Origin of the sequence: Stenotrophomonas oahuensis (assembly GCF_031834595.1) — a bacterium.
Classification (GTDB): domain Bacteria; phylum Pseudomonadota; class Gammaproteobacteria; order Xanthomonadales; family Xanthomonadaceae; genus Stenotrophomonas; species Stenotrophomonas oahuensis.
On the sequence record NZ_CP115541.1, the window covers coordinates 3842588 to 3866961 of the forward strand.

Sequence of the window (24374 nt, forward strand, 5' to 3'; positions counted from 1 at the left end):
GCTAGAAAGAATATACCCGCGATAATCATCACTTATCGCCAGTACCGAATCAACGGGGCAGGGTGCCCATACAGGAGGCAATTCTATGGCTCGCGGGATTTCCGAATCCGACGTTCACACGGCTGCTGACGAACTGGTTTCCCGCGGCGAGCGACCAACGGTAGAGCGTATCCGCAGCCACTTAGGCACGGGGTCCCCCAACACGGTGACGCGCTGGCTGGACACTTGGTGGAAGGGTCTGGGCGACCGCCTGAAGCCCGAGCGACCGAGCCTGAATAATGCGCCAGCGGCACTGGCACAGTTGGCAGGCGAGTGGTGGGCCCTTGCCCAGGAACACGCGCGTGAAGTCATCCTTTTCGAGCTCGCTGGGGTCCGGCAGGAGCTATCAAATGCACGTAGCGAGCTTCAGAGTGAAGAGCAAAGGTTCTCAGATGAGGCGTCTCGCCTTCGCGCAACCGCTAGCGAGAGCGCCCACGCTGAGCGCATTGCACTCAGCCAGGTGGCCGAGCTGAGGGGACTTGTGGATCATTTGCGTTCGCAATTGGAAGAGTCTCGCGAGCAATGCTCATTGTCTGACCGACGATTTGAACAGGCATCAGCTGTGGCTGCTGCCGCAGAGGCCCGTGTAGCCGAACTCCAGCAACTGGCAAGATCCGAACGTGACAGCCTTACGCAGCACACCAGATCTGTCGAGGATCGTGCCATGGTTGAGATAGACCGGGCGCGCCAAGAGTCGAAGGAGCTCCGCAGCCAATTGAACAACTCAGAGAAGCTTCACAGATCGATCGTACGGACACTCACGATCGACTTGGAATCCGCTAAACAGTGCGCCATTGAGGCATCCAAAGACTTGGAAAGGCATCGAACCAAGTCTGCAGTACTTGAGGAACAGCTGAGTAGAATTCCTGCAGCAATCGAGACTGCACTCCGAACCAAAAGGCGGTCGGCATCGCCCAGAAAGCAAGCACAGACGAAGCAAAAGAAACGCTAGGTCAATCTTCTCGCCTTAGGAGTACATCAGCACGCGCTGTTCGCAATGGCCTACTGGGGAATTAATGTCTAACTCTCTGAATTCGCGCATGGCGTTTGCGTCTAGGGAGACGGCACTACGTCCAACAAGCCAGCAGGCCATCTGGATGACCTGACCATGACAGACGACAACAACGCCAGGTTCGCAGCTGCCACCTATGGCGCAGATCGCTCCTTCAACTCTTGACGCGAACTCTCGAAAAGTCTCGGCACCGGTGCCGTCTCGGAAATCTGGCTCCGCTCTCTGCCAATACGCGTCCACCCAGTTCCTGCGCTCATGCGGGGTTGTTCCTCGGCAGCGATCGGGTGAGAGGTAGGTGAACTCTTGAAGGTCACCCACATGAATCGGTAGTCCGAATCGAGTGGCCAATGGCTTGGCGGTGTCTAAAGCTCTCAGAAATGGAGAGCTAATGAGCTTTGAAGGGGTTCGTCCCCACGACTTTGCTAAGGCCTCGGCCTGCAGCACACCCGCATCTGTCAGTCCGATGGTACCGGGGTCAAAGGTTCTGCGCCCGGCGTTGGCAACGCTCTCCGCGTGCCTGATTAGGGTCATCATGGCTCAATGATAGCCGAGCGCAACAATCACTTGGCAACCGAGCACGTCAGTCTCGCAATTTGGAGTTCGAGCCACCGGAGGAAAGCAAGTGCAACAGATAGGCGGGTTTGCACACGGTCTGGGAACTGATTGAAGGGCTAGTTGGCCCTAATTCCTGTCTGTAGGCTCCGCAACGCAGCTACAAGGCCGTAAGTTCAAATAGATAGGGTTTCCAAGGACGAACGACACCAATAGGGAACACTGCTATCCGCTCGCATCAATTGAGGCGATCTTGAAGAAATGATGTCCTCAATTGATGCGAGCGATACTCAGAGAAAAATCTTTAATATCAATGGAGTGCACGATCTAGGAACCGGTCGCATCAATTGGGATTGCCGACACCGACAGACTGAAGCACTCGGCGCAGCAGGATCCATGGATTACATAATATGCATTATGCGAAAAAGTGGTACTTATGGAGGTGTTGCGTCTTCCGGGATCTTGTCGAGGTTTGACTGCAACAGCAACCTGACAAATAGTACAAATGACGTTGCCCTCCCAGGACGAGCTCGTGCTGAGACAGTTGACTGACACCCAAGTTCCGAGCTCTCTGCGCGGACCTTTGATCGTTGATAGTCGCTACAACTTGCCGCGCTATTGGGCTACCGTCTGGGCGTCAATGTCCGGATCTGGAGCAGCTGTGTCGACGCAGATCAAGCGGCTTAGATACGTGGAGAGCCTCTATTGCCACGCGGATCGGCTATTTGGAGCGTGCTCCTTGGACGACGCGATTGCTGACCTCGACGAGGTTCGGCTCGCTGAAATACTGGAATCTTGGTTCATATCCATCCGGAATCGAGCTGAACCGACATCAGCTGATGAAGCGCGGTGGAGGACCGGATTGGTGTTTGTGACGACGGTCGTGACTTGGCTTTCTAAGACAAGCCTACCCATCGAAAGACTTCGACGCATCGACGGGCAGCTTCATCGACTGACCACGCTCTACGGCCAGCTACATGTTCGGAAAGGAAGGCAGACAAGCCGAATTCGATCCCTCCCCGCTGCCGTGATCGAAGCCCTGTACGAGATGCTTGACCCTGAGTCCCGGATCAACCCTTTCTCAAGGCAGCGTGGGCGATGGCTAGCCTTCCTGGCATTCATGCTGATGCTTCATCAAGGGCTTCGCCGCGGCGAGTTGATGCTCTTATCGGCTGATGTGATCAATAGTGCGTTCGACGAACGTCAACAGCGGACTCGGCACTGGTTGAATGTCTCACTTAGCCAGTACGCAGATGATGAACTTGACTCACGCTACTCTCGCCCAAGCATCAAGTCTTCCAACGCAATTCGCCAATTGCCAGTGAGCGCGGCGACTGCTGGAGTCGTCCAGTCTTACGTTGAAAACTACCGGGGGAAGCCTGACCACCCTTTCCTTTTAAACACACAGCAAAACACTCCTTTGTCCACGGAGTCTCTAACAAAGATCTTCGCAAAGATCTCTGCCAACCTTCCCCCGAGAACTATCAAGGAGCTGGTCGACAGAAACGGGCGTTCGACTGTAACGCCGCACGACCTGCGACATACCTGTGCTGTGGTGAGACTCAACCAGCTACTGAGACAAGGTGACTCCATGGAGGAGGCGCTACAAAAATTAAGATCCTTCTTCGGCTGGTCCAGAGAGTCCCAAATGCCCATACGGTACGCCGGAGCGGTATTCGAGGATCGCCTGTCGACTGTATGGAATGATTCGTTGGATGAAAGGTTGGCGGTGTTGAGGGCGATACCTTAGAGCCCCTCTCTTTAGGAGAGAAGCGTGATGAACAGGACGAGTACGAGTTCGGCAGCTGATCGTAATGCTTCCTCGATAGTGGACCACCTCCCTGTGTTGCCGCCCATGGTCCGCTATTACGATGACTTCGATGAGAAGCAGCGATCAATTCGAGATTTCCAAGAGGCCTCTAGCTTTGTGGTCTACGTTGATGGGCGAGCCATCAACGTTGGACTCGATCACCTATCGGCTCCTCATGCGCTCCTGATAAAGCACGTCTTCGTGAATCTTCTGGCACAAGGGCGTGCTCCAACAACAGCGGTGAAGTATGTGCTCGGAAGCAAGGCAATAGGAGATGCAGGGCTATCGGAGATTTCAACGCTAGTGCCCGTCCAGGCTGGTGTCTTCTGGTCAGTCTTCTTTTCTCGAGAGCTTCCTACCGATGCATACGCCTGTGCAAAGTCAATCTTGCAACTGCTGTGCAAACATCGACTTGGTGGGTGGTCCGAGTCCTATCTTGAGGTGATATCTGCCCTACCCCTTCCTTTCAAGGACAAGTACGCTGTCGTCAAATCGGGTCGCGCATTTGTCTCTGTTGACGAAGAAGCTTCGATAGTTCGATTCTTGGACGAGGCAGCAGCGGAGTCTGGCAGCGGGCGGCTCGCGCTGAAGGAAGCCCAGGAAGCGGCAATGTTGCTCTGTGCGTATCAGTTTGGAATGCGCCCCGTTCAGATCGCGTATCTCTCACTTCGCGATTTAAAGATCCGGGATAACCCTGGGGAGAGCTTCACCTCCGTCTACATCACTTTTAGAATGGTTAAGCAACGGGCGTCCAGCTCTACCAAGCCTCTAGTGAGGCGTGTAAAGAGCGAATGGACTTCGCTATTTGTCCAAATCGAAAACCAGCTGCGAACGGACGGCGCGGGCGGGCCTGATAGATTGTTTGGCATCCATTCCGCCCATGAGGCAACCCGCCAAATCAGCGCCCTGCTCCGTACCCGGCTCAAGTTGGAGGCAACAGCAGTCAACCTCCGCCACACGGCTGCGCAGCGCCTGGTTGATGCCGGAGCGAGTCATGATGAGCTGGCGGAGTTCCTCGGTCACTCGGACAGCACGACCGCGCTGGTCTACTACGACACGTCTGCGAATCAAGCTGAACGGGTGAATTCCGCTCTCGGGATATCAGAGATATATCAGCGAGTTGCCCGCATTGCCCATGACAGATTTATCAGTGCAGAAGAGTTGGCGCACCTAAAGGACTCGCAGCAGATCGGCGGCGCACCTCATGGAGTAGCAATCGCCGGCATTGGGGGGTGCACCTCTGGTCAGCCTGCATGTCCTTACAATCCAATTTTGTCATGCTATGGCTGCCCCAAATTCATGCCGATCCAGAGCCTTCCGATGCACTTGAAGGTACTAGGTGACCTGCGTGAGGTTGCGAGATTCTTTCATGAGTCTTCTCGGGGGGATGCCGTGTCACCGGCCTACTTGCAGCTCGAGCGAACAATCGCGGAAGTTCAGGCGGTCGTAGTCGAAATTGAGGGGGAACCCTCATGAAGTTCCACTTCGAAGCATTTGTACAGCATGGAATGCAGTTGGCAACTACGCACGGATTGGGATGGGATATCCCGCTCGATGATTCGGGGACCGCATTGAAGGGTCATGAGTGGGATCTGACAAGTCTTGCAGGAGGTGTAGCGCCTACGCATCGCCTGCGCCACCTATCTTCTGATCTCTCTGCTCTGAGTGCCCTAAATCGCGTGCGCGCGTCCAACGGGCTTCAAGCAATGCATCCTGTGACCTTTTCTCCGCCGTGGCAGGACCTCATCAAAGCCGCGGTAATGCAGCAACTGTTCGTTCGAAGGAACTCGTCAGGCCACGTCGCCAACAATGTTGTTAGGCCCCTGCGAGTGGTCGCAACCTGCCTGGCCGCCATAGACCCGTGGCAAGCTACAGTCGATGACATGACCTTGGCGATCACTATCGGAAAGGAAGTTCAGGCATCAGGAAAGCTTGGCGACTTGATCGCCGGACTGACCCACGATCTCCTCGACACCAACCACTTGACGGACTCGGGACCCCTGTACCCTGCCCTTGCTTCATCACGTCTCCAGACCCGATCTCCTCGGCGCTCCAATTTCCTGAAATCGAAGCCTGAGATCAAGCACAGCCTTGAGGAACGCAAGAAGGCTGAGCGCCTTCCGGAGCGACGAGCGTTCTGGGAGCTAGTTAGAATTGTGATGACTGAGCAGCCAGTCACATTCATGGATGAGCTTAGATTCGCAGCCATTCGAACAATGATGCTGACCGGATTTAGAATTGGCGAGGCAGTTCTACTCCCCGCGGATTGGCGTACGGAGAGACACTACTACGACTCGAGGCATCGCCCTGCAGGCGAGCTGGGCGGGTACTCGCATTCATTGATGATCCGGCATTTTGCAGAGAAGCAACAGACAAAGAACGCAAGAAGCGCACTGCTCACCGAGGCAAGTCACTACGTGCCGAAGATGTTCGAAGAAATTGTTTCGGATACGCTCGCGCGGGCGGCTGCAATCACCGATCCTCTTCGAAATACACTTCGTCGGCAAGTAAGTACAGGCCGCCTTCTTCCAGACTTCCAGTTGGATGACCTCGTTCCCGCCACAAAGATATACACCTATCTCACGGGAAATCCTTTCTGGCTTGATCTGAATGAGATGCAGAAGAGTGGTCTCATTGAGCGGTGTCGACGTCAATACACGTTCGAGAGTTTCTCTGAAATCCAGTATCTGCAGGAGCAGATGAGCACGAACTCCCAAGGAGAGGTGAGCGTAGCCGCCAAGATGTACTTCCGTCGCATGGCAGGAGCGGACAGTGGAGACCGCGGTGCTCTGTCGCTTAGGAGTGAAAATGGGGAGGCTATCTCCCTAAGTAGCGCTTGGCGCGATCTCCGATCTGCGTTCGTGAGGATTCATGAGGTTGAGAGTCACCTTCGTACTGCGACCGCCTCAAAGCTGCCAGACACAGCAGCATTTGACCTTGAGGACCGCAAATTTTCCCCTTGGGAGTTCCTCTTCCTGCATCCAAAGCGGTCGCTGAGTGAAGAGCGAAACGGAGGGATCTGCGATGTGACCCGCTATTTCTCCATAGGAAGGCCAGACGAACGTTTGGTCAATATGAGCCTGGGCGAGCAGAAATCTCGAGATACGCTGTTTGAACGCTACAGTCACTCTGCGGCGGACAAGGAGCTCGTTCTGACCTCGCACTCTCTCCGTCACCTTCAGAATACTGAGCTCTTCAGGCTTGGCGTTGCGGACACAATCATCTCAAAGCGGTTCAACCGTCGTAGCGTAGCTCAGAGCTATGAGTACGATCACCGCAGCTTGGCTGAGGAGCTTGATCAGATCGAGCTTCCAGATGAGGTAGAAACAGCACTGGGCGAGAAGGCGTCCATCGTGGCCAGAATGATTCAGTTGGGCCGCGCCAGCGGGCCCATTGTGAGCGCATTCAAGCGAATCCAGAGCACTGAGGGCGACGCTGCTGCGTTCGATTTCCTAAAGGCGGAAGCCGATGGATTTCATGCCACACCCTATGGTCACTGCTTAAATAGCTTCACGGTAGATCCATGCCCCAAGCACCTTGAGTGCTTCTCTGGCTGCAGGCATCTGTCCGCCACCAACCTACCTGAGAATCGACGCCACCTGCAGACCCTAGAGCTCAAGCTTGTCGCGACTGTTGAGGCTGCAGAGTCACGGTGCTCTAGCAGCCCGGGCCGAACCAATCAGATTCATCACGCGAAGGTTAGGCTGGCTGGAGTGCGGACGCTGCTAGCCACATCCCCTGGCGAGAAGCCATTTCCAGAAGGCAGGGACCTTTCACTTCCTACACCCAAGGGAGTTTTGGATGATTAATGACAGCTCTGATCGTGGCAGGACTGACCAAGAGCCGGAAATGCTCTCGGTGCTTGATGATCTCCTGGCGCGGGATCAGGACATCACCGCGCGAGCCGTCGCGCGACTACATCCAAAGATCAACGCAGCGTCATCAATTACGCGGAACGTGGAACGTAGCAGGCTTCTGTCTATTTACCAGCAGCGGCAGGCTGAGTTCCGTCAGTGGCGTGGCAGGCCTGCCAAGTTGGCTGGTGACGCAGCCGCGAGCGCGCTAGCAGATCGGGACCTGTATATCTCCGAGCTTGAGTCTCAGGTTGCCTTGCTGACTTCGTCACATGTCGCGCTGATCCGGGCGATCGGCGAGTTGGGCGGCTTCAACAAGTGGGCCCAGTTCTACACGTCGTATCGCGAAACGAGGGACAAATTGGGTCAGCTAGGCGCAATGCCTGAGGCAAGCGTTGATTCAATCCCGGAAAGCAGAAGAAACAGACGAAGGTTGCAGGAGGAGTGACGCAGCTGCAGATTCTGCGCGCGGTCAGAGGTGCCGCGCGGGTCGCAAGGCGCGCTCGCCCTCCCCTACTTTTCGATGATTAGCCCGACCGGAGAAGCCACGGGCCCGGTCGGTTGACAGACGTCCTACTGCCAGTCCGGCGACGGAGCGGTGATTCTGTGGATGAGCAGCGCCAGACGGGATTAGCCGGGGTCTCGCTCCCTCCCAAAAAAGAAGGGCGCGCTGGTCACGCCCGTCGGGTGACCTCGCTGGTTGCCCTCAATACGAGTGTACGCTCGGCCTGTGGAGGCACCGGGCTTTTCCATGACTATCCGCCAGATGCCTATGCCCCTCGGCTCTCGCTCAGTTGGCTCTAGCACCGTCTCTGCCGCCCCATGCCAACCTGAATACACGGGGGACCGGCTGCAGGCTATCCGTCAGGACACCTCCGCCCTGCAGCTGGGCACTCGGCAAGCGGCAACCACGGCTTGATGTGCCCAGGCGTAATAAAGCGCGTGCAGGCCGACACCGAGCGCCTTGACAGCGATGCGACGTCGTCTGCCGTCATCTGATCCGCCTATGCCTCCCTCCTCCCGCTGAGCCTGATGGGCGGCGGCTCCCTCACACGCCGCGTAGCGCACGAACCGCAGGTTCGGCGAGCGCGACGGTAGCCCTACCCTCAGCCCAGCTGCGCTAAAGACCAGCTGCAGCCAGGAGTTCGGACGGCCTGAGCCCAAGGCCGTCGGCGAGGCGGGCCAATGTGACGATCGTGATGTTCTTCTCGCCTCGCTCGATCGCGCTGTAATAGGCGCGATGCATCGAAATCGCGTCGGCGAAGCGTTCCTGGCTCGACCCGGTGGCCAAGCGGCTTGTCCGAATGGCGGCCCCAAGCCGGAGGGCTATATTCTGTTCCTGCATGGCTACAGGATTGGCGTTGAGCTACTTCTATAGCTACCACCCTAAAGGTAGACTACCTATAGGTATCAGCAGGCAAAGCCATGGCGCTGCTTCTAATCGATCCGGATTACGACCTCCTGCTGGACTTAGGTGCCCCGGCTGGTGTGCTTGAGTCTTTACATGAGCAATGGTTGCGGCTGGCTCATGACCCCGAGCGCGAAGAATTTGCTGCTAGGGTCGCTGCACGACTCTTGCCGGTCCTGTCGGACTCACTCGACTGGGACCTGAAGCCTCCCACCTCCGCTCAAATCAGCTATGCGGTATCCATCGCCAGGAAGTTGAACCTCGAGATACCTGCGAAGGTTCTTCAGCGCCGCAGCGATATGGGTATGTTCTTGGACGAAAATGCAGATCTGATCCTGGGCACAAAGCGCACGCGCCGTGGCCTTCGATCATCGAAGCGGGCGTAAGATGAGTTGTTGCGCTCGCTGATTTAGGACCGGAGCCGAGAACTTGAATGAGATGCGATGCTCACTCTAATTAGACATGCTCAAAGTGCCGCAAATGCCGGTTCGGCAACGTTTCACCCTGCAACCATTCCACTCACGACGTTGGGGCATTCGCAAGCAAAACAATTCTCAAGGTCGACGGTCGCCTCGCCGGTAGGAGCAATCTGGAGCTCGCCCTTCTTGAGGGCTGTACAAACGGCAAAACCCACTGCAGAGCGGTGCCGTGTGCGTATCCAGGAGGCACCGATCCACGAATTCACCTATCTTTGCCCGGCACGTTGCGCAGGAACGACCGCTACTGAGAGGATGCGCTGGGTCTGCGAATACTGGGAGCGGGGGGACCCCAACTACATAGATGGGCCAGGCGCTGAGTCCTTCGCGATGTTCATTGGGCGTGCGCGGGACGCCCTGTCCATATTCAGCAAGTATTCGCACCCAATTCAAGCCGTCGCCTTCAGTCACGGGCAGTTCCTGCAGATGATCTACTGGCTAAATGGCTACAGGGGTGAACCGGCTTCCGAAGCGGGAATGCGAGAATTTCGCGCTCTGGACCGAATGTCTCCAATTCACCACTGCGAAGGATTGCAGCTGTTCCCTGCCTCACCAGGAACAATAGTTCGATGGCCAAGTTCGGCAGGGTGACCTCAGTGTCTTGAGTCTTCCTTGGTTGACTGATGGCTGTTGCTGTCGATCAAGCAAGCGAACACATTTAGCGCTTCTGCTTGTTCCAAGAGAGGTGGCCGGTGAGCTCTTCCAGCCCGTCTTCCTCATCAATCGATGTGCCGAATCGGTCGAGCTCCCCATCTGGTAGTTCGTCTTCGTCAAACCAAAGTAGCGATACCGTAGTATCGCGGCTTGAGAAGTGACGGCTGATTTCCCACAAAACGCCGCCCTTCTTCCAGTTGTCGAACCAGATGTCCTGAGCTACTTCGCCGGCGGCGGCGGCGCTGACAACTGCTTCACGCAAGCGCTTGGCCACCGACCCCGCCGGAATAATCGATCGAGCTGGGATTTGCGCGTTGACGTTGCGTAGCGATGTCGAGCGAGAGGCGTATCGAACGGCACCGCGCTCCATCGTGACAAAGGCGCATGGTCTGTGACTGAGGCTTGCGTACCGTGACGCAGCTGCAGGGAAAGAAGTGCCAAATGTGACTGCCAGATTCTCGATGATCTCCATGGAGGGGTCGTCCGGCGGCACCTTGTCCAGCCACAGCTTGTAAGGCATCAACAGCTCTGACGCGAAGGTGTCGCAGGCAACCTCATTGGGGTGCCGCTTGGCATAGGACCAAGAAGGCACTTCTTCGTGACTGGAGGGTAGCTCCAGAAGGATGTGCGCAATCTCGTGGCAGATCGTAAAGCGCTGGCGTTCCAGCGTTTCAGTGCTGTTGACCGTCACGATGTGACGGCCATTGGGCTTCGTGATGGTGTACCCAGATTCACCTTGTTCAAGCTCTTCTTGTCGGAGCTTGGCGTTGATAGCCTCCAGATAGGGCGTCAGATCACCAAAGACCGGCGGTAACGCCACTTTGGCGACAAACCCGCGCGCCTTCTGCCTAACCCACAGCTCGTCCATGCTTAGCCGTCCTCATCATCGTCCTCGAATGCCCGCCTCACTCTGGATATCAAAGTAACCGGGTCCGGCCTGACCGATCCTCGATGTTTCATGCCCGCAGCGGCGGAGAAGACTTCCAGGCTGACATCTCCATCTTGCAGGGCATAGTCCACCAGCTCCACATCCGCCTCAGGGTGGTCCATTAGCCAGTAGACGATACCTGCATCGCGCTCACTTGGCCTCAGTACGGCCAACAGTTTGGCTACCAGATCGTTGGATGGGCTGGTCTTTTCGCCCGTTTCCAACCGATGGATGTACGCATGGTCGGTAGAGGAGCGCTGGCCAATTTCCCTCAACGACATCCCATTTCGCTCTCTAAGCGTCTTTAGGGCAACGCCTAAGCCGGTCTGCGGCATTTTTGACTCCTAATCGGTGCAAAGGCACGCCAGACAAGGCTTTACACCCATTTTTGGGGGCCCAGTTGCTTTCGCGTCCAAGGCCTGCTAGCGTGTTGTCCATCCAGACAACACGCCCCATTCTCATGAATGGGCTGGCCCATACTCGGGCCGTTGTCTGGACAAGCAACGCATTGTGCTTCATCGCAGTACCGGCAGCAACCTGGTTATCAACGTGGTCCGCACCACCTACACGGGAGCTCGAGATGACACGCAAGAACCAACATGTCGTACCCCATCCGGATGGCTGGGCCGTCCGCGGTGCTGGCAACCAGCGGGCAACCTCGGTCCACCAGACCCAGCAGGAAGCCATCGATGCCGGTCGCGGGATCGCCCGCAACCAGCAAAGTGAGCTGGTGATCCATCGTCCGAACGGTCAGATCCGTGACAAAGACAGTCACGGCCATGACCCCAACCCGCCGAAGGGCTGATGACCATGGCTGACATCCCGACCTACCACGTGCTCGCACTTTCAGGAGGCGGCTATCGTGGCCTGTACACGGCCACGGTACTTGCTGAGCTGGAAGCGGTTCTGGGGCGACCCATTGCTGCGCATTTTGACCTGATCTGCGGAACGTCGGCAGGCGGGATGTTGGCCTTGGGCTTGGCTAACGAGATTCCTGCCTTAGAGCTCAAAGGCCTATTCGAGGATCAGGGCAATCGCATCTTCGGTCGACGTAGTCTGGCGCGCCGGCTGTTTGGGTTCTGGCTGGCAGCCAAGCACGATTCGGCAGGCCTTCAGGGGGTGCTAAATGAGCGCTTTGGTTCCACGACCATCGGCGATCTGAAGCATCGTGTGCTGATTCCGGCGGTGAACTACACCACCGGGCGAGGGCAGTTCTTCAAGACGCCCCACCATCCCACCTTTGAGCTTGACCACCGCATGCAGGTGACCGACGTGGCCATGGCGACGGCCGCAGCACCTGTCTACTTCCCGCTATCCAGGAACGATCGCGGAGTCTTTGCAGATGGCGGCTTGGTAGGCAACGCCCCGGGACTGTTTGGGCTGCATGAGGTGAGGACCTTTCTGGCACCGGGTGGGCAGGCCGAGATCCGGGTTCTCTCCATCGGAACCATGACCATCGGTGCCACCCTGCGTGGCGGTGCAACTCTGGATCGAGGGTTCGGAATGTGGCGCGGCGGGCTGTTCGACCTGGTCATTTCTGCCCAGGAATCCTCGGTGGACTACATGTTGCGGCAATCACTTGGAGACAAGTACCTGCAGATTGACGATCAGGCTACGCCGGACCAGTGCCGCGACATTAAGGCATTGGATCGCGTGTCCGTCGGTGCCACCAACACCCTAAAGGATCGGGGTAAGCATGCAGCCCAACGCGCACTGGGCAATCCTCTGTTCAAGCCCTTCCGTGACCACATAGCCGCCTCGCCCGTGTTCTACCACGGCGCTCTCAAGAACGCATAGGAACCGATATGCTCAACCTCAGCCCGCTGTTGTTCACCACGGTCGCCGATGAGGCGTGCCTGCATTCCAACCTGGATTTGAGCGACGCCGAGCGTGCGCTGATTGCGCACGCCCGGGCGGAGGTTCGAGACTGCTTGCGTACGGGCATTCCTCGCGTTCTGGCTGAACGTGGCTACACCGATACGGTGCCGCAGCCGCGATTCTTCACGCAAGGCTCCTGGGCGTACAAGACGCTCAACGCGCCGGCGCGAAAGCCTCAGCAGGCCGACGTTGATGACGGGTGCTACTTGCCGATGAGCTTTGTATCTCAAGGAACGCGACCGAGCGTGGCTTCCACCATTTTCTTCGAGGCTGCCGAGCAAGCACTTGCTCCGTTGATCGAACGAAAGAAGTGGGAGCTTGTGAACAACAAGGACACCTGCATCCGGATCGTGATCTGTGGCTTTGCCCACATCGACATCCCGCTCTACGCCATCCCGGACAGCGAGTTCACCGCATTGACCAAGGCGTCCATGGAGAAATATGGATTTGACTCCATTGCCGAGGCAGCCATCTTCGCCGAACGCGACGCCTGGACCGCCCTGCCCCGCGACAAGGTGCTTCTGGCCCACCGCAAATGCAACTGGATGGCCTCGGACCCCCGCCCCGTCAAAGAGTGGTTCCTGCAGGAGGTTGACGAGAAAGGCGAGCAGTTCCGCCGGGTCATTCGTTATCTAAAGGCATTTCGGGACTGGCGCTGGGAGAGCGGCGGCCCCTCCTCCATCCTTCTAATGGCGGCTGCAGCACCCATTTTCGAGAAGCGTGAGCGGCGCGATGACCTTGCGCTGCTGGATGTCGTAGCCAGGCTGCCGCCGTGCCTGCGGGCGGGTGTGGTAAACCCAGTCGAGAACAGCGAGTCGTTGACCGACCGTCTAGGCAAGCGCGGGGTGGAAAATGCCGCACAAGCCTTCGAGGCCCTTGAGGTCACGCTTCGCGGCTGCGTAAATGCGTCCAGCCCTTCTCAGGCCTGCGTGTGGATGCGCAACGAGTTCGGCGATCGATTCCCCGCCGATGAGGAACGCATCAAGGTGGTCTCGGTTGTCGCAACAATCGGTGCCACTTCGCCTCAGCCCGGACCCAGTGAGCTCGTCGGCCGGAGCAAGGCAGGGTGAGCCGTGCCACGCCCAGCCAGGTAATTGAGGCGTTTGGGCGCGAAGGGTTCGACTTCGCAGGCATGGCCGACAACGGTTGGTTCCGGGTTTCCGGGCGTCTGTTCTCGGACGTCACTCCGGAAGGTGTGCCATGCGAAATAGTACTGGATCCCAACTTCTTTGAACTCCCGCGCTTCCGGCTGCTCGAGATTCCCTCCCATCTTCCTGCCGCAGTCCCGCACCTCAACGCCAATGGCGGGCTTTGCTACATCGCCAATGGCACGGTGACGTTGGACATCTTTGACCCGATCGGCCAATCGCTGGCTTGCCTGCGGCAGGCGCAGCATGTGTTTGATCGGATCATGCGGGGGGAGATGGTAGAAGACCTGACCGAGGAGTTCTACGCGTATTGGAATGGTGCGTATTGCCTTTCCGACCTCGACGGAAGTGCTCAGGGACGCCAGGAGTGCTTCATCGTGGAGGGTAACGAACGCCCGATCTGGTTCGTTACAAACAACCTTGCGCGAACCAAGAAGAAGGCTGAACTACTAGGATTCACCCCAACCGAAAGGACCACCCCGACCTACAGAATAAAGACCACTGCGCAACCACGCCCTGTCCCAGGCGTGTGGCCGCCCACCACCGTCAGCTCGCTGTTGACATGGCAAAGCCAACTGGACAGTCGCTGCAGGCGAAGCATCCATCGTCGTATCCAGCAAGGTGAGCGCGATCGCCTCAACGCGCTTCTTATTCTGATCGACTCACCAAAGATGACGTATGCCTTTGGAGTCATCTATGAGCGAGATGAGCAGGCTCCGAAGGTGAAGTTTGCAGATCGGCGAGATCGGACGCTGGGATTGGCAATACTTCCATTTTCCGTATTCAGGATTGATGAGCGCTACATTGCCGAGCGCAATATCCCAGGGCGTTCCACGCTTGCTGGGAAGGCAATCGCTTTGATTGGCTGTGGGACAATAGGGGGCTTCCTGGCCGAAATGCTGGTCAAGGCGGGCGCAGGAACTCAGGGTGGCACGCTGAAACTGATCGATTTCGACACTCTAGTACCACAGAATCTGGGGCGTCACCGATTGGGGTTTCCCTCCCTGCTTCAGAAAAAATCCGTGGCCATGGCTGATGAACTTCGCCGCTTGGCACCTGGCGTATCGATTGAAGCGGTCACCCAGGATGCCCGGGAAGTCGACCTGCCCGATCAACACCTTCTCATTGATGCGACCGGCGAGGAGTCCTTGGGCCATTGGCTGGCGAACTACTACCCACGGCCGACTCAGGTGCTTTCCGTCTGGATTGAGGGGCCAGGAATTGCCGTGCGCACGTTGCTTAGAACAGCCCAGGGCGGCTGCTATCGGTGTCTTTGGGAATTCACTCGGCGTGGAGAGATGCGCTCGACCACCGAGCCTTTGCCCAGCATTCTGGCAGGGCACGGGTGCGAGGGATTGTATGTGCCTTTCGGCGCCTCGGTTTCCATTCAAGCAGCTAGCTTGGGGGTAGATGCGGCGCTCGATTGGGCCAATGACATCGTCTCCCCCGCTCTGCGCACGCAAGTGCTTAACCGTGACTTCGCACAAGCTACGCCGGACGGTGATCTGCCAATTGAACGCGGATGCCCAGCATGCCACTGACGAATGACTGGTCCAGCCGTGATCAGCGCAAGCTAATCCATCTTTCGCCAGACACTTTGGGTGTGTTTGCCCGCTACGTACAAGACAGCGATGAAGCTCCCGAGTCAGGCGGGCTACTTCTTGGGACAGTTCATGGCGAGCATCTCATCATTGAACAGGCCACCGCTCCAACCGTCTGGGATCTTAGGCTGCGGACTTTTTTCCACCGGTCCGCTATCGGTCACGCCAAACTTGCGCTTGATCGATGGCGTGCCTCCCGTGGCACCGTGCGGTATCTGGGCGAGTGGCACACCCACCCGGAGGACTACCCTATCCCGTCTGGGTTGGACCGCTCGGAGTGGCGCAGACTGGCCGCGGGTAGAAGAGACAAGCGACCTCAGCTTTCGATCATCGTCGGACGACACGGGCTCCACGTCGAGCTTGTCCACAGTGACGGCAATGGCGTCTATTTTCAGCCCTATCAGTAGGGGCGTTGGTCCGTCGGGTAAGGAGTATCCCTCGCGCTGCCCCAGCCCCAGTAGAGGGTTGCGACGGCGGCTTTTCTTGCTTCCAATAAGCTTCCCCTCTAAGCAACACTCTGGGCTGCTATTGGCATAACTGGTACCAAGACTGCGAAATGCAGTCTTTGGCAGCTGGGGTGCTTAAACTCCTGGATACAGGCCCCCACTCGCCCGTATTGGCCTGATGAAGAAGCTCTGATACTTCGAGCGCGTCTACGTCCAGACCGATACGCCACTCAGTCAGAACTCATTGGATGATGCACTGGGCGGACTGGATGACGGGCGAATTTCAGAAACGTTGGAATCACAGGTGCGGTACTGACCCCATCTGATGCTGCACTACTCCGAGCGGCAATCGCATGCTTCACCGGGGCATTACGACCCCCAGATCACGATTTGACTGTCTGGCGATCGGACCTGGAGAGTGCCATGAACGAAATGCCGCAACCGTCATTGGATTCCGAGCTTGCACGTGTTGAAACGAAGGTCATTCTGTTAGGTAGAGCTGTAGAGCAGTAGTTGGTGGACACCGGTTGGATGATCCGCCACCCCGGGCGATCCTTAGGGCAGTCGATTGAGCAGCAGCGGCTCGAACTGCACCGGGCCGCCGAAGAGTGCGAGGAGGCGGCGATCGGCGTTGTAGCTGATCATGCTGCCGAGACCTTGGATCTGAGGCATATGCTTGCGGTGATCCGAATAGCCTCTGAGCTTAAACAGGCAGGAATTCTGTCCTGCTCAGTAGCGGAGCATCTTCAGGATATGACTCTGGCTAGGCCAGAAGATCTGACTGGGTCACTTCTGGAGATGATCGAGCTGGCTCAGATTCAACTCCGAGATGCCTGTGTCGCGTTCGAGAAGCGAGATGCTGACCTGGCGAAACGTGCTCTTGAACATGAGGATGCCATCTCCGGCCTCCATTCAATTCTGTTCAAGGAAATTCTTCAGGGAATTTCCGATCAAGACAAAGTCTCGGTAGAGCTCGTCCACCTCCTCTATGTCATCAAGAGTCTTGAGAAGATCGGAGACCATGCGACAGAAATAGCGTCCAGTGTCATTGCGCTCTCGAACGACCATTAGACTGATGTCTTTCAGAGTTCCTTCCGCATCACCGCGCATGTGGCCGGACACAACGTGGAGAATTGGCTGGTTTCCCGGATCAGGAGTGGAACATCCTCTCTCGCCACCATGCTGAAACCAACTCCCTGAAAGAAGTGGCTCGATGACGTTGTCAGCAGGTAGAGGCCATGTACTCCTGACCTCTGCGCAACTTCCACTGCATGGGCGACGAGGGCCTGCCCGAATCCGTTTCGTTGATGCTGCGTCTTTACAGCGAGCGACCGCAGCAGGGCCAGATTGCCATGAGGCTCGATCGCCACCACACCACAGAGAGTGTGATCTTCAAAAATGCCATAGAAGATGGCTCCACTTCGGCCTTCAACTAGATCTTCGGTAGGAAGTTCCACCTCTTTCAGCAGCTCCATCACTTCAGTACTGAGCAAGACCGGTCGTATTGATGTGGTCATGGTCAGTCGGGCTGGCGTTTGTCATTGGAAGTGCGCGCGGCAGTTGATGCGGGTGCCAAGCCCGCCTGCGCTGCCCCGATCATGCCCCGCATCTTCGCCGGCAGCCAGCAGCTTCCCGCCAGGGAAACAGTGGCAAGCAGCGCCAACAGGCAGATCAGCCAGACAGGCCCGGTTCGATCCAGCGCGATGGCTGCGAGCGGCGGTGCCGCCGCCTGTGCCAGCAGCATGGGGCGGGCAAGTTGGCCCATGGTCCTGCCGTAGTCCGCCGATCCGATCAAGGCCAGCGGGAGGGTGCCGCGGGCTACCGTGAGTATCCCGTTGCCGGCACCGTAGATGACGAATGCAATGATCGCGACCCATGGGTCTCCGATGAGTAGCAGCAAGAGTGCAGCCAATGTCGCTGCAATTCCAATGCGCGCAGACCAGGTCGGATGCACGCCTTGTCCAAAGTACATCTCGAGCAAACGAGCGATGACCTGGGCGGGGCCGATCACCATCCCAGCGAGCAGCGCCACCGATGGTGCCAGCCCGATGGCACCGAGCAGCGCAATCAGATGCACCGACAAGGTCGCCATGATCGCCGCCTGGCAGGTCAGCAAGAGGCCAATGAGCACAAGCCAGTGTGCAGGCGGTACTGCAGCCAGAACGGTTGCTGCAGATCTGGTGGAAGCGGCAGCGGCGGCTGAGGGATGCGAACTTACGCCAGTACGGGGTCGGTGCTTCGCAATGGCGAGCAAGTGGATGGGCAATGCGACAAGCAGGTTTAATGCGGCTGCTACCCACAACGCGCCGCGCCATCCCACGGTCTCGTCAAGGTAGGTCAGCGCTGGCCAGCCCAGCGTGCTTGCAAAGCCAGCCACCAAGGTCAGGCCGGCAATGGATCGCTTCGCGTTTGACCCGAGCAGCTGTCCAAGTGTCGAAAACGCAGCGTCATACAGGCCTGCAGACATGGCAACGCCCAGTACCACCCAGCCAAGGTAATAGGCAGCTGGGGAGTGGGACGTGGCCAGCATCGCCAGGCCCATGGCAAACACTACCGAGCTGACCGCCAGTACGGTGCGCCCTCCCCGCCTGTCGATGGCCCGGCCGGCCAGGGGAGCCAGAAGTCCGGCTGTGACCAGCCCAGCGGAGAGGCCTCCCACCAACAGCCCGAGCGACCAGCCGGTGCTTTTGGACATCGGATGCGCCAGAACGGCCAACAGGTAATAGCTGCTGGCCCACGCAATGATCTGGCCCACCCCCAGCGCAACGATCAGCCGGGTCAGCTTTTGCGGCTGCGTGGACGGGCTCTGCATGCTCTCGAACTCTCCCTGGTGTTCAGCTGCTCAGCGGACGCGCTTGCCGTCCTGATCGATCACCACTTCGCCATCTTCCTTGGTAAAGGGCTCGTGGACTGCTGGCAGGATGTCCAGAACCACCTCGGAGGGTCGGCACAGGCGCGTGCCCATGGTGGTCTGGACGAAGGGGCGATTGATGAGGATTGGATTGGCCAGCATGGCATCCAGCAATGCGTCCTCGCTCAACGTGGGATCGTCCAACCCCAGTTCCAGATAGGGTGTGCCCTTCTGGCGGATCGCACCGCGAACATCCAATCCGGCGGCGGCAATCATCTCGACAAGGCGCGCTCGGCTGGGTGGGTCGACCAGGTACTCAATCACTTCCGGCTCAATGCCGGCGTGGCGAATCAACGCCAAGGTGTTTCGCGAGGTGCCGCACTTGGGGTTGTGATAGATGACAGCGTTCATGCGTCCTCCTTTTCATTCAATGAAGTCTCGACGACGCCGGCCGCGGCGGTCAGGGCGGCCGCTTCGACTGCCCCTTTCCGTTCGCTGTAGCGATCAACCAGGTAGTCACTGCGGCCACGCACCAGCAGGGTGAACTTGACCAGTTCTTCCATCACATCCACGACGCGATCGTAGTAGGCCGACGGCTTCATTCGCCCATCGTCATCGAACTCCTGCCAGGCCTTGGCGACCGAGGACTGGTTCGGAATCGTCACCATCCGCATCCAGCGGCCGAGTACGCGCAACGCATTGACCACGTTGAAGGACTGGGAGCCGCCACAGACCTGCATCACGGCCAGGGTGCGACCTTGGGTCGGGCGCACGCTCCCCTCTTCCAGCGGCAGCCAGTCAATCTGGTTTTTGAACACAGCGGTCAAGGTGCCGTGGCGTTCCGGGCTGACCCACACGTGCCCTTCGGACCACAAAGAAGCCTGGCGCAGCTCCTGCACCTTGGGGTGGGACGCGGGCACCGAATCAAGCATCGGCAGCTCATGCGGGTCGAACAGTCGGGTCTCTGCGCCCAGATGTTCCAGCAACCGCTGCGCCTCCAAAGCGAGCTTGCGGCTGAAGGACTGCGGGCGTAGGGACCCATACAGGATCAGGATTCTGGGGCGGTGTGGCGCAGCATTCGGCTCGCTCAGTTTTTCGGCCACCGGAGGGTTCAAGGCACCGGGGACGACATTGGGAAGGTGTTGCATCGGGGGTTGTCCTGCTCATTCGATTCGACTATTCTAGAAGAATGGAACATACAAGCGCAACCCACGCCCTCGCTGCCCTGGGCCACGCCACCCGGCTTTCCATCTTCCGCCTGCTGGTCCAGGCCGGAAGTGGCGGCAAGCTGGCCGGCGACATTGCCCAGGCCCTCTCCCTTCCCGGTGCCACCCTCTCCTTCCATCTGAAGGAGTTGCTGGCTGCCGGCCTGATTACCGCCGAGCAGCGCGGTCGCACCATCTGCTACCGGGCCGAGTTCGAGGCGATGAGCGCGCTGGTGGCCTACCTGACCGAAAACTGCTGCGCCGACGAACAGGCCTGCGAACGTCCTGCTGGCTGCTGACCTCCTCCCTTTTAGAGATCGCTTACATGAGCCGTCGTGTTCTGTTCTTGTGTACCGGCAACTCCGCGCGCAGCGTGCTTGCCGAATCGACCCTCAAAAAATGGGGCGAAGGCCGCTATCTATCCTTCAGTGCGGGCAGCCAGCCGGCCGGTCGCGTCAATCCCTTTGCCATTGCCCAGCTAGAGCGCGAAGGATTCCCGGTCCAGGGCATGCGCAGCAAGTCGTGGGACGAATTTGCCGAAGTCGATGCCGCTGCCATGGACCTGATCGTCACCGTGTGTGACAGCGCGGCCGCCGAGGCGTGCCCGGTGGTGTTTGGTGACTTCGTACGCGTCCATTGGGGCCTGTTCGACCCGGCCGGCGTGGAAGGTTCGGATACGCAGAAGGCAGAAGCCTTCGACCGCGCCCATCAGATCATCAAGCGACGCCTGCAGGCCTTCCTGGAGATTCCTGACAGCGCCTGGGACGACCGCGTGGCGCTGAAGGCCCGCCTCGACCCGATCGCGCAGATCGACTAACCGCTTTTACGAGACCTGCCATGACCACTGATTCCACCCGCCTGTCCTTCCTGGACCGGTACCTCACGCTCTGGATTTTCCTGGCGATGGCCCTGGGCGTCGGCTTGGGCGCGATGTTCGAAGGCGTGCCCAGCGCGCTCCACAGCCTGTCGATTGGGTCGACCAACATCCCGATCGCCATTGGCCTGATCCTGATGATGTATCCGCCGCTGGCCAAGGTGAAGTACGAAGAGCTGCCCAAGGTATTCGCCGACAAGCGCGTACTGATGCTTTCCCTGGTGCAGAACTGGATCATCGGTCCGTTCCTGATGTTCGGCTTGGCGGTGCTGTTCCTGCGCGACTACCCCGAATACATGACCGGCCTGATCCTGATTGGCCTGGCACGCTGCATCGCCATGGTGCTGGTGTGGAATCAGCTTGCTCGCGGAGATGGGCAGTATGTGGCGGGCTTGGTGGCTTTCAACTCGATCTTCCAGATCGCGCTGTTCAGTGTGTATGCGTGGTTCTTCCTGTCGTGGTTGCCGCCAGTGTTCGGCCTGGAGGGCAGCGTGATCGACGTCAGCTTCTGGACCATTGCCGAGGCGGTACTGATCTATCTTGGCATCCCCTTCCTTGCAGGATTCCTTACCAGCCGCTGGCTCAAAGCGCGTAAGGGCGTGCGCTGGTATGAAGAGAAGTTCCTGCCGGCGATCAGTCCGATCACCCTGGGGGCGCTGCTCTTCACGATCGTTGCAATGTTCAGCCTGAAGGGGGGTGATGTGCTGCGCATCCCGATGGATGCAGTGCGCATCGCGATCCCGTTGACGCTGTATTTCATCATTCAGTTCGTGCTGAGTTTCCTGATGGGCAAGTTCATTGCCAAGGACTACCCACGCACGACGGCGATCGCCTTCACTGCCGCGGGCAACAACTTCGAGCTGGCCATTGCGGTCGCTATTGCCGCCTTTGGCCTGGCCTCGCCGGTCGCCTTTGCGGCGGTCATCGGTCCGCTGGTGGAGGTGCCGGTGCTGATCCTGTTGGTCCATGTCGCCCTGCGGCTGGGCAAGCGCTACTTTCCTGCCGACGCACGGAGTCATTGAGTCATGAGCACGACCCGACACATCCCACTGTTGATCCTCGGTTCCGGCCCGGCCGGCTGGACGGCAGCGGTCTACGCCGCCCGCGCCAACCTGAACCCGGTGGTGATCACCGGCCTGCAGCAGGGCGGCCAGCTCATGACCACTACCGAAGTGGACAACTGGCCGGGCGACGCCCACGGCCTGATGGGCCCGGACCTGATGGCGCGCATGCAGGCCCACGCAGAGCGCTTCGAGACCGAAGTGATCTTCGACCACATCCACACCGCCGATGTGACCCAGCGCCCGTTCAAGCTGATCGGCGACAGCGCCGAATACACCTGTGATGCGCTGATCATCGCCACCGGCGCCACCGCCAAGTACCTGGGCATTCCAACCGAAGAGGCCTTCAAGGGCCGCGGCGTGTCGGCCTGCGCCACCTGCGACGGCTTCTTCTACCGTGACCAGGACGTGGTCGTGGTGGGCGGCGGCAACACCGCTGTGGAAGAGGCGCTGTACCTTTCCAACATCGCCCGCAAGGTCTACCTGGTCCACCGCCGCGACACCCTGAAGGCGGAAAAGATCATGCAGGACAAGCTGTTCGCCAAGGTCGCCTCGGGCAAGATCGAAACCGTGTGGCACCACCAGGTGGACGAAGTGCTGGGCAATGAAGCCGGCGTCACCGGCGTGCGCGTGAAGTCCACCCTGGACGGCAGCACCCGCGACATCGACGCCCACGGCTTCTTCGTGGCCATCGGCCACCACCCCAACACCAGCTTGTTCGAGGGCCAGCTGACCATGAACAACGGCTACCTGGACATCCGCTCGGGCCTGGGCGGCAACGCCACCCAGACCTCGGTGGAAGGTGTGTTCGCCGCCGGCGACGTGGCCGACCAGCACTACCGCCAGGCCATCACCTCGGCCGGCTTCGGCTGCATGGCCGCACTGGATGCGGAGCGCTACCTGGATGCAATCAAGATCTCCGATCAACAGCAGCGAAAGAATGCCGCCTGAGTGAGGCGGCGCGAGGGAGCACAGATGGACAGCGTCGATGTGGTGGTAATCGGAGGTGGCCAGTCGGGTCTTTCGGCCGGCTATTTCCTGCGCCGCAGCGGGCTGTCTTATGTAATTCTCGATGCGGAAACGTCGCCCGGCGGCGCATGGCAGCACGCCTGGCACTCGCTGCATCTGTTTTCCCCGGCGGGCTGGAGCTCCATTCCCGGATGGCCCATGCCCGCTAGCCAAGGCCCCTACCCTGCGCGTGCCGAAGTGCTCGCCTATCTGGCGCAGTACGAACAGAAATATGCGCTGACCATCCTTCGCCCCATCCGCGTGCAACGAGTCAGCCGCTTTGGCGAACGGCTGCGCGTGGTGGCCAGCGACGGTCGGCAATGGTTGGCGCGGGCGGTGATCAGCGCCACCGGAACATGGGGGGAGCCCTACACGCCTGAGTACGAGGGGTTGGAGTCATTTGCGGGGATCCAGCTGCATTCCGCTCACTACAGCACCCCTGCTCCGTTCGCCGGAATGCTGGTGGCCATCATCGGTGGTGGCAATTCCGGTGCGCAGATCCTGGCCGAAGTATCGACGGTGGCGGAAACCACCTGGATCACACAGCACGAACCGGCGTTCCTGGCCGATGACGTCGATGGCCGCGTGCTCTTTGAACGCGCCACTGAACGATGGAAGGCGCAGCAGGAAGGTAGGGAGCCCGAGCTGTCGCCAGGCGGTTTCGGCGATATTGTGATGGTGCCGCCGGTGCTCGACGCGCGGGCGCGCGGGGTACTCGCCGCCGTCCCGCCGCCGTCCCGCTTCTCCCCCACCGGCATGCAATGGGCTGACGGCACCGAACGGGCGTTCGATGCGGTGATCTGGTGTACCGGCTTCCGCCCGGCGTTGTCGCACTTGGACGAACTGGCCCTGCTTAACGTGCAGGGCCAGTTCGAAATGGATCACTCCAAGGTTCGCTCTGTTGCAGAGCCGTCGGTCTGGTTACTGGGCTATGGCGACTGGAACGGCATGGCGTCGGCCACATTAATCGGCGTTACACGCTACGCGCGCGAAGCGGTCAGGCAGATCAGCGACTACCTCCGACCCTCGGCTTCGTCGACACGCGGTTAGTGATTCGCGCCAACGCCGGCCAGGCTGCGCGCCTCCGTCTGCAGTGTCATCCGGTCCAATGCTTCAGGTTTAAGCGCAAGCAACAACGTCAGGCGATGTTGAAGCTGATGAAGTGCTGTCAGGAAGGCCTTATGGACCTGCTCGTCGCTTCCTTGGACCGCCGCCGGGTCGGGAATGCCCCAATGAGCCGTGACCGGATGACCAGGCCAAACCGGGCATGCCTCACCTGCTGCACGATCGCACACCGTCACGATCAGATCCATGTGCGGCGCATCGTGGCCCGCGAAGACCTCCCACGGCTTGCTGGACAGATTTTCTGTCTCAAACCCCGTCTCCTCAAGCACTTGGATGGCCATGGGGTGGACCACGCCCTTCGGATGGCTTCCTGCGCTATAGGCGTGTAAGCGCTCGCGACCAAGATGGTTGGCGAGAGCCTCGGCGAGAACGCTCCGTGCCGAGTTACCCGTGGAAAGGAAAAGAACGTTTAACTTGCGCATGCCGTTGAAACCATTCATCCGG

General features: G+C 58.9%; 27 protein-coding genes. 18 read left to right on the top strand and 9 right to left on the bottom strand.

The window, feature by feature from the left end; translation table 11 throughout:
- Nucleotides 1–85 precede the first annotated feature (85 nt).
- Nucleotides 86–991 (top strand): DNA-binding protein, encoded by a 906-nt coding sequence (locus tag PDM29_RS17140; RefSeq protein ID WP_311191261.1) that lies wholly within the window; start codon nucleotides 86–88, stop codon nucleotides 989–991.
- 15 nt (nucleotides 992–1006) lie between these two features.
- Here the strand turns inward: PDM29_RS17140 and PDM29_RS21080 are convergent, their stop codons facing one another.
- A complete protein-coding gene (locus PDM29_RS21080) occupies nucleotides 1007–1585 on the bottom strand; it encodes a histidine phosphatase family protein (RefSeq protein ID WP_425508684.1) in 579 nt (192 codons plus the stop codon).
- Nucleotides 1586–2342: 757 nt separating this feature from the next.
- Between PDM29_RS21080 and PDM29_RS17145 the strand changes: the two genes are divergently transcribed.
- The 4 genes from PDM29_RS17145 to PDM29_RS17160 all read left to right on the top strand — a co-directional run bounded on the left by PDM29_RS17145 (nucleotide 2343) and on the right by PDM29_RS17160 (nucleotide 7715).
- Complete coding sequence (locus PDM29_RS17145) at nucleotides 2343–3353, top strand: site-specific integrase (RefSeq protein ID WP_311191262.1); 1011 nt, start codon at nucleotides 2343–2345, stop codon at nucleotides 3351–3353.
- 105 nt (nucleotides 3354–3458) lie between these two features.
- Nucleotides 3459–4889 (top strand): tyrosine-type recombinase/integrase, encoded by a 1431-nt coding sequence (locus tag PDM29_RS17150; RefSeq protein ID WP_311191263.1) that lies wholly within the window; start codon nucleotides 3459–3461, stop codon nucleotides 4887–4889.
- On the top strand, nucleotides 4886–7222 hold the full coding sequence (locus PDM29_RS17155) for a hypothetical protein (RefSeq protein ID WP_311191264.1): 2337 nt from the start codon (nucleotides 4886–4888) through the stop codon (nucleotides 7220–7222). The genes PDM29_RS17150 and PDM29_RS17155 overlap by 4 nt, the downstream gene beginning before the upstream one ends.
- Nucleotides 7215–7715: a hypothetical protein gene (locus PDM29_RS17160; RefSeq protein WP_311191265.1), complete on the top strand. Its 501-nt coding sequence runs from the start codon at nucleotides 7215–7217 to the stop codon at nucleotides 7713–7715. Before PDM29_RS17155 ends, PDM29_RS17160 begins: the two co-directional genes overlap by 8 nt.
- A gap of 672 nt (nucleotides 7716–8387) precedes the next feature.
- On the opposite strand, the gene PDM29_RS17165 is transcribed toward PDM29_RS17160, so the two are convergent.
- Nucleotides 8388–8612: a helix-turn-helix domain-containing protein gene (locus tag PDM29_RS17165; RefSeq protein ID WP_262246292.1), complete on the bottom strand. Its 225-nt coding sequence runs from the start codon at nucleotides 8610–8612 to the stop codon at nucleotides 8388–8390.
- An 80-nt stretch (nucleotides 8613–8692) separates the two neighbouring features.
- Here PDM29_RS17165 and PDM29_RS17170 point away from each other — a divergent pair, with 80 nt between their 5' ends.
- Together PDM29_RS17170 and PDM29_RS21085 are read left to right on the top strand one after the other, a co-directional pair.
- Nucleotides 8693–9061, top strand: a complete 369-nt coding sequence (locus PDM29_RS17170) for a hypothetical protein (protein WP_262246290.1) — start codon at nucleotides 8693–8695, stop codon at nucleotides 9059–9061.
- Between the two features lie 57 nt (nucleotides 9062–9118).
- Nucleotides 9119–9742, top strand: a complete 624-nt coding sequence (locus PDM29_RS21085; protein ID WP_425508685.1) for a histidine phosphatase family protein — start codon at nucleotides 9119–9121, stop codon at nucleotides 9740–9742.
- Between the two features lie 67 nt (nucleotides 9743–9809).
- On the opposite strand, the gene PDM29_RS17175 is transcribed toward PDM29_RS21085, so the two are convergent.
- Both PDM29_RS17175 and PDM29_RS17180 read right to left on the bottom strand, forming a co-directional pair.
- Nucleotides 9810–10673: an ImmA/IrrE family metallo-endopeptidase gene (locus tag PDM29_RS17175; RefSeq protein WP_311191266.1), complete on the bottom strand. Its 864-nt coding sequence runs from the start codon at nucleotides 10671–10673 to the stop codon at nucleotides 9810–9812.
- A 2-nt stretch (nucleotides 10674–10675) separates the two neighbouring features.
- Nucleotides 10676–11068 (bottom strand): helix-turn-helix domain-containing protein, encoded by a 393-nt coding sequence (locus PDM29_RS17180; RefSeq protein ID WP_262246286.1) that lies wholly within the window; start codon nucleotides 11066–11068, stop codon nucleotides 10676–10678.
- 245 nt (nucleotides 11069–11313) lie between these two features.
- Here PDM29_RS17180 and PDM29_RS17185 point away from each other — a divergent pair, with 245 nt between their 5' ends.
- The 6 genes from PDM29_RS17185 (at nucleotide 11314) to PDM29_RS17210 (ending at nucleotide 16877) form a co-directional block, all read left to right on the top strand.
- Nucleotides 11314–11538: a DUF2188 domain-containing protein gene (locus tag PDM29_RS17185; RefSeq protein WP_262246284.1), complete on the top strand. Its 225-nt coding sequence runs from the start codon at nucleotides 11314–11316 to the stop codon at nucleotides 11536–11538.
- A complete protein-coding gene (locus tag PDM29_RS17190) occupies nucleotides 11538–12530 on the top strand; it encodes a CBASS cGAMP-activated phospholipase (protein ID WP_425508686.1) in 993 nt (330 codons plus the stop codon). Before PDM29_RS17185 ends, PDM29_RS17190 begins: the two co-directional genes overlap by 1 nt.
- A gap of 8 nt (nucleotides 12531–12538) precedes the next feature.
- Complete coding sequence (locus tag PDM29_RS17195) at nucleotides 12539–13681, top strand: CBASS cGAMP synthase (RefSeq protein ID WP_311191267.1); 1143 nt, start codon at nucleotides 12539–12541, stop codon at nucleotides 13679–13681.
- On the top strand, nucleotides 13678–15300 hold the full coding sequence (locus PDM29_RS17200; RefSeq protein WP_311191268.1) for a ThiF family adenylyltransferase: 1623 nt from the start codon (nucleotides 13678–13680) through the stop codon (nucleotides 15298–15300). The genes PDM29_RS17195 and PDM29_RS17200 overlap by 4 nt, the downstream gene beginning before the upstream one ends.
- Nucleotides 15291–15767, top strand: a complete 477-nt coding sequence (locus PDM29_RS17205; protein WP_262246276.1) for a Mov34/MPN/PAD-1 family protein — start codon at nucleotides 15291–15293, stop codon at nucleotides 15765–15767. The genes PDM29_RS17200 and PDM29_RS17205 overlap by 10 nt, the downstream gene beginning before the upstream one ends.
- 570 nt (nucleotides 15768–16337) lie before the next feature.
- A complete protein-coding gene (locus PDM29_RS17210; RefSeq protein ID WP_311191269.1) occupies nucleotides 16338–16877 on the top strand; it encodes a phosphate signaling complex PhoU family protein in 540 nt (179 codons plus the stop codon).
- An 11-nt stretch (nucleotides 16878–16888) separates the two neighbouring features.
- Here PDM29_RS17210 and arsN2 read toward each other — a convergent pair whose 3' ends face one another.
- The 4 genes from arsN2 to arsH are packed head-to-tail and all read right to left on the bottom strand — an operon-like array spanning nucleotide 16889 to nucleotide 19805.
- Complete coding sequence (arsN2, locus tag PDM29_RS17215; RefSeq protein ID WP_311191270.1) at nucleotides 16889–17281, bottom strand: arsenic resistance N-acetyltransferase ArsN2; 393 nt, start codon at nucleotides 17279–17281, stop codon at nucleotides 16889–16891.
- A gap of 44 nt (nucleotides 17282–17325) precedes the next feature.
- Nucleotides 17326–18618 carry an MFS transporter gene (locus tag PDM29_RS17220; protein WP_311191271.1) on the bottom strand — a complete coding sequence of 431 codons (1293 nt, stop codon included), beginning with the start codon at nucleotides 18616–18618 and terminating at the stop codon, nucleotides 17326–17328.
- A 30-nt stretch (nucleotides 18619–18648) separates the two neighbouring features.
- The gene (gene arsC / locus PDM29_RS17225; protein ID WP_311191272.1) at nucleotides 18649–19068 is read right to left on the bottom strand and encodes an arsenate reductase (glutaredoxin); all 420 of its coding nucleotides are present in this window, start codon (nucleotides 19066–19068) and stop codon (nucleotides 18649–18651) included.
- Nucleotides 19065–19805 carry an arsenical resistance protein ArsH gene (gene arsH / locus PDM29_RS17230; RefSeq protein ID WP_311191273.1) on the bottom strand — a complete coding sequence of 247 codons (741 nt, stop codon included), beginning with the start codon at nucleotides 19803–19805 and terminating at the stop codon, nucleotides 19065–19067. The genes arsC and arsH overlap by 4 nt, the downstream gene beginning before the upstream one ends.
- A 41-nt stretch (nucleotides 19806–19846) precedes the next feature.
- On the opposite strand from arsH, the gene PDM29_RS17235 reads away from it, so the two are divergent.
- The 5 genes from PDM29_RS17235 to PDM29_RS17255 are packed head-to-tail and all read left to right on the top strand — an operon-like array spanning nucleotide 19847 to nucleotide 23855.
- A complete protein-coding gene (locus tag PDM29_RS17235) occupies nucleotides 19847–20161 on the top strand; it encodes an ArsR/SmtB family transcription factor (RefSeq protein ID WP_311191274.1) in 315 nt (104 codons plus the stop codon).
- Between the two features lie 26 nt (nucleotides 20162–20187).
- Nucleotides 20188–20679, top strand: coding sequence for an arsenate reductase ArsC (locus tag PDM29_RS17240; RefSeq protein ID WP_311191275.1), 492 nt, complete (start codon nucleotides 20188–20190; stop codon nucleotides 20677–20679).
- Nucleotides 20680–20699: 20 nt separating this feature from the next.
- Nucleotides 20700–21758, top strand: coding sequence for an ACR3 family arsenite efflux transporter (arsB, locus tag PDM29_RS17245; protein ID WP_311191276.1), 1059 nt, complete (start codon nucleotides 20700–20702; stop codon nucleotides 21756–21758).
- A gap of 3 nt (nucleotides 21759–21761) precedes the next feature.
- On the top strand, nucleotides 21762–22748 hold the full coding sequence (trxB, locus tag PDM29_RS17250; RefSeq protein WP_311191277.1) for a thioredoxin-disulfide reductase: 987 nt from the start codon (nucleotides 21762–21764) through the stop codon (nucleotides 22746–22748).
- 24 nt (nucleotides 22749–22772) lie between these two features.
- Entirely contained in the window at nucleotides 22773–23855 is a 1083-nt protein-coding gene (locus tag PDM29_RS17255) for an ArsO family NAD(P)H-dependent flavin-containing monooxygenase (RefSeq protein ID WP_311191278.1), read from the top strand.
- Here PDM29_RS17255 and PDM29_RS17260 read toward each other — a convergent pair.
- Entirely contained in the window at nucleotides 23852–24352 is a 501-nt protein-coding gene (locus tag PDM29_RS17260) for an arsenate reductase ArsC (protein WP_311191279.1), read from the bottom strand. The two genes, PDM29_RS17255 and PDM29_RS17260, sit on opposite strands and share 4 nt — an antisense overlap.
- Between the last annotated feature and the right edge of the window lie 22 nt (nucleotides 24353–24374).

What these genes read in the sequence shown, in the direction of transcription:
- PDM29_RS17140 (WP_311191261.1), top strand. Translation starts at nt 86, where the DNA reads ATGGCTCGCGGGATTTCCGAATCCGACGTTCACACGGCTGCTGACGAA.
- PDM29_RS21080 (WP_425508684.1), bottom strand. Translation starts at nt 1,585, where the DNA reads ATGATGACCCTAATCAGGCACGCGGAGAGCGTTGCCAACGCCGGGCGC.
- PDM29_RS17150 (WP_311191263.1), top strand. Translation starts at nt 3,459, where the DNA reads ATGGTCCGCTATTACGATGACTTCGATGAGAAGCAGCGATCAATTCGA.
- PDM29_RS17155 (WP_311191264.1), top strand. Translation starts at nt 4,886, where the DNA reads ATGAAGTTCCACTTCGAAGCATTTGTACAGCATGGAATGCAGTTGGCA.
- PDM29_RS17160 (WP_311191265.1), top strand. Translation starts at nt 7,215, where the DNA reads ATGATTAATGACAGCTCTGATCGTGGCAGGACTGACCAAGAGCCGGAA.
- PDM29_RS17165 (WP_262246292.1), bottom strand. Translation starts at nt 8,612, where the DNA reads ATGCAGGAACAGAATATAGCCCTCCGGCTTGGGGCCGCCATTCGGACA.
- PDM29_RS17170 (WP_262246290.1), top strand. Translation starts at nt 8,693, where the DNA reads ATGGCGCTGCTTCTAATCGATCCGGATTACGACCTCCTGCTGGACTTA.
- PDM29_RS21085 (WP_425508685.1), top strand. Translation starts at nt 9,119, where the DNA reads ATGCTCACTCTAATTAGACATGCTCAAAGTGCCGCAAATGCCGGTTCG.
- PDM29_RS17175 (WP_311191266.1), bottom strand. Translation starts at nt 10,673, where the DNA reads ATGGACGAGCTGTGGGTTAGGCAGAAGGCGCGCGGGTTTGTCGCCAAA.
- PDM29_RS17180 (WP_262246286.1), bottom strand. Translation starts at nt 11,068, where the DNA reads ATGCCGCAGACCGGCTTAGGCGTTGCCCTAAAGACGCTTAGAGAGCGA.
- PDM29_RS17185 (WP_262246284.1), top strand. Translation starts at nt 11,314, where the DNA reads ATGACACGCAAGAACCAACATGTCGTACCCCATCCGGATGGCTGGGCC.
- PDM29_RS17190 (WP_425508686.1), top strand. Translation starts at nt 11,538, where the DNA reads ATGACCATGGCTGACATCCCGACCTACCACGTGCTCGCACTTTCAGGA.
- PDM29_RS17195 (WP_311191267.1), top strand. Translation starts at nt 12,539, where the DNA reads ATGCTCAACCTCAGCCCGCTGTTGTTCACCACGGTCGCCGATGAGGCG.
- PDM29_RS17205 (WP_262246276.1), top strand. Translation starts at nt 15,291, where the DNA reads ATGCCACTGACGAATGACTGGTCCAGCCGTGATCAGCGCAAGCTAATC.
- PDM29_RS17210 (WP_311191269.1), top strand. Translation starts at nt 16,338, where the DNA reads ATGATCCGCCACCCCGGGCGATCCTTAGGGCAGTCGATTGAGCAGCAG.
- arsN2 (WP_311191270.1), bottom strand. Translation starts at nt 17,281, where the DNA reads ATGGAGCTGCTGAAAGAGGTGGAACTTCCTACCGAAGATCTAGTTGAA.
- PDM29_RS17220 (WP_311191271.1), bottom strand. Translation starts at nt 18,618, where the DNA reads ATGCAGAGCCCGTCCACGCAGCCGCAAAAGCTGACCCGGCTGATCGTT.
- arsC (WP_311191272.1), bottom strand. Translation starts at nt 19,068, where the DNA reads ATGAACGCTGTCATCTATCACAACCCCAAGTGCGGCACCTCGCGAAAC.
- arsH (WP_311191273.1), bottom strand. Translation starts at nt 19,805, where the DNA reads ATGCAACACCTTCCCAATGTCGTCCCCGGTGCCTTGAACCCTCCGGTG.
- PDM29_RS17235 (WP_311191274.1), top strand. Translation starts at nt 19,847, where the DNA reads ATGGAACATACAAGCGCAACCCACGCCCTCGCTGCCCTGGGCCACGCC.
- PDM29_RS17240 (WP_311191275.1), top strand. Translation starts at nt 20,188, where the DNA reads ATGAGCCGTCGTGTTCTGTTCTTGTGTACCGGCAACTCCGCGCGCAGC.
- arsB (WP_311191276.1), top strand. Translation starts at nt 20,700, where the DNA reads ATGACCACTGATTCCACCCGCCTGTCCTTCCTGGACCGGTACCTCACG.
- trxB (WP_311191277.1), top strand. Translation starts at nt 21,762, where the DNA reads ATGAGCACGACCCGACACATCCCACTGTTGATCCTCGGTTCCGGCCCG.
- PDM29_RS17255 (WP_311191278.1), top strand. Translation starts at nt 22,773, where the DNA reads ATGGACAGCGTCGATGTGGTGGTAATCGGAGGTGGCCAGTCGGGTCTT.
- PDM29_RS17260 (WP_311191279.1), bottom strand. Translation starts at nt 24,352, where the DNA reads ATGCGCAAGTTAAACGTTCTTTTCCTTTCCACGGGTAACTCGGCACGG.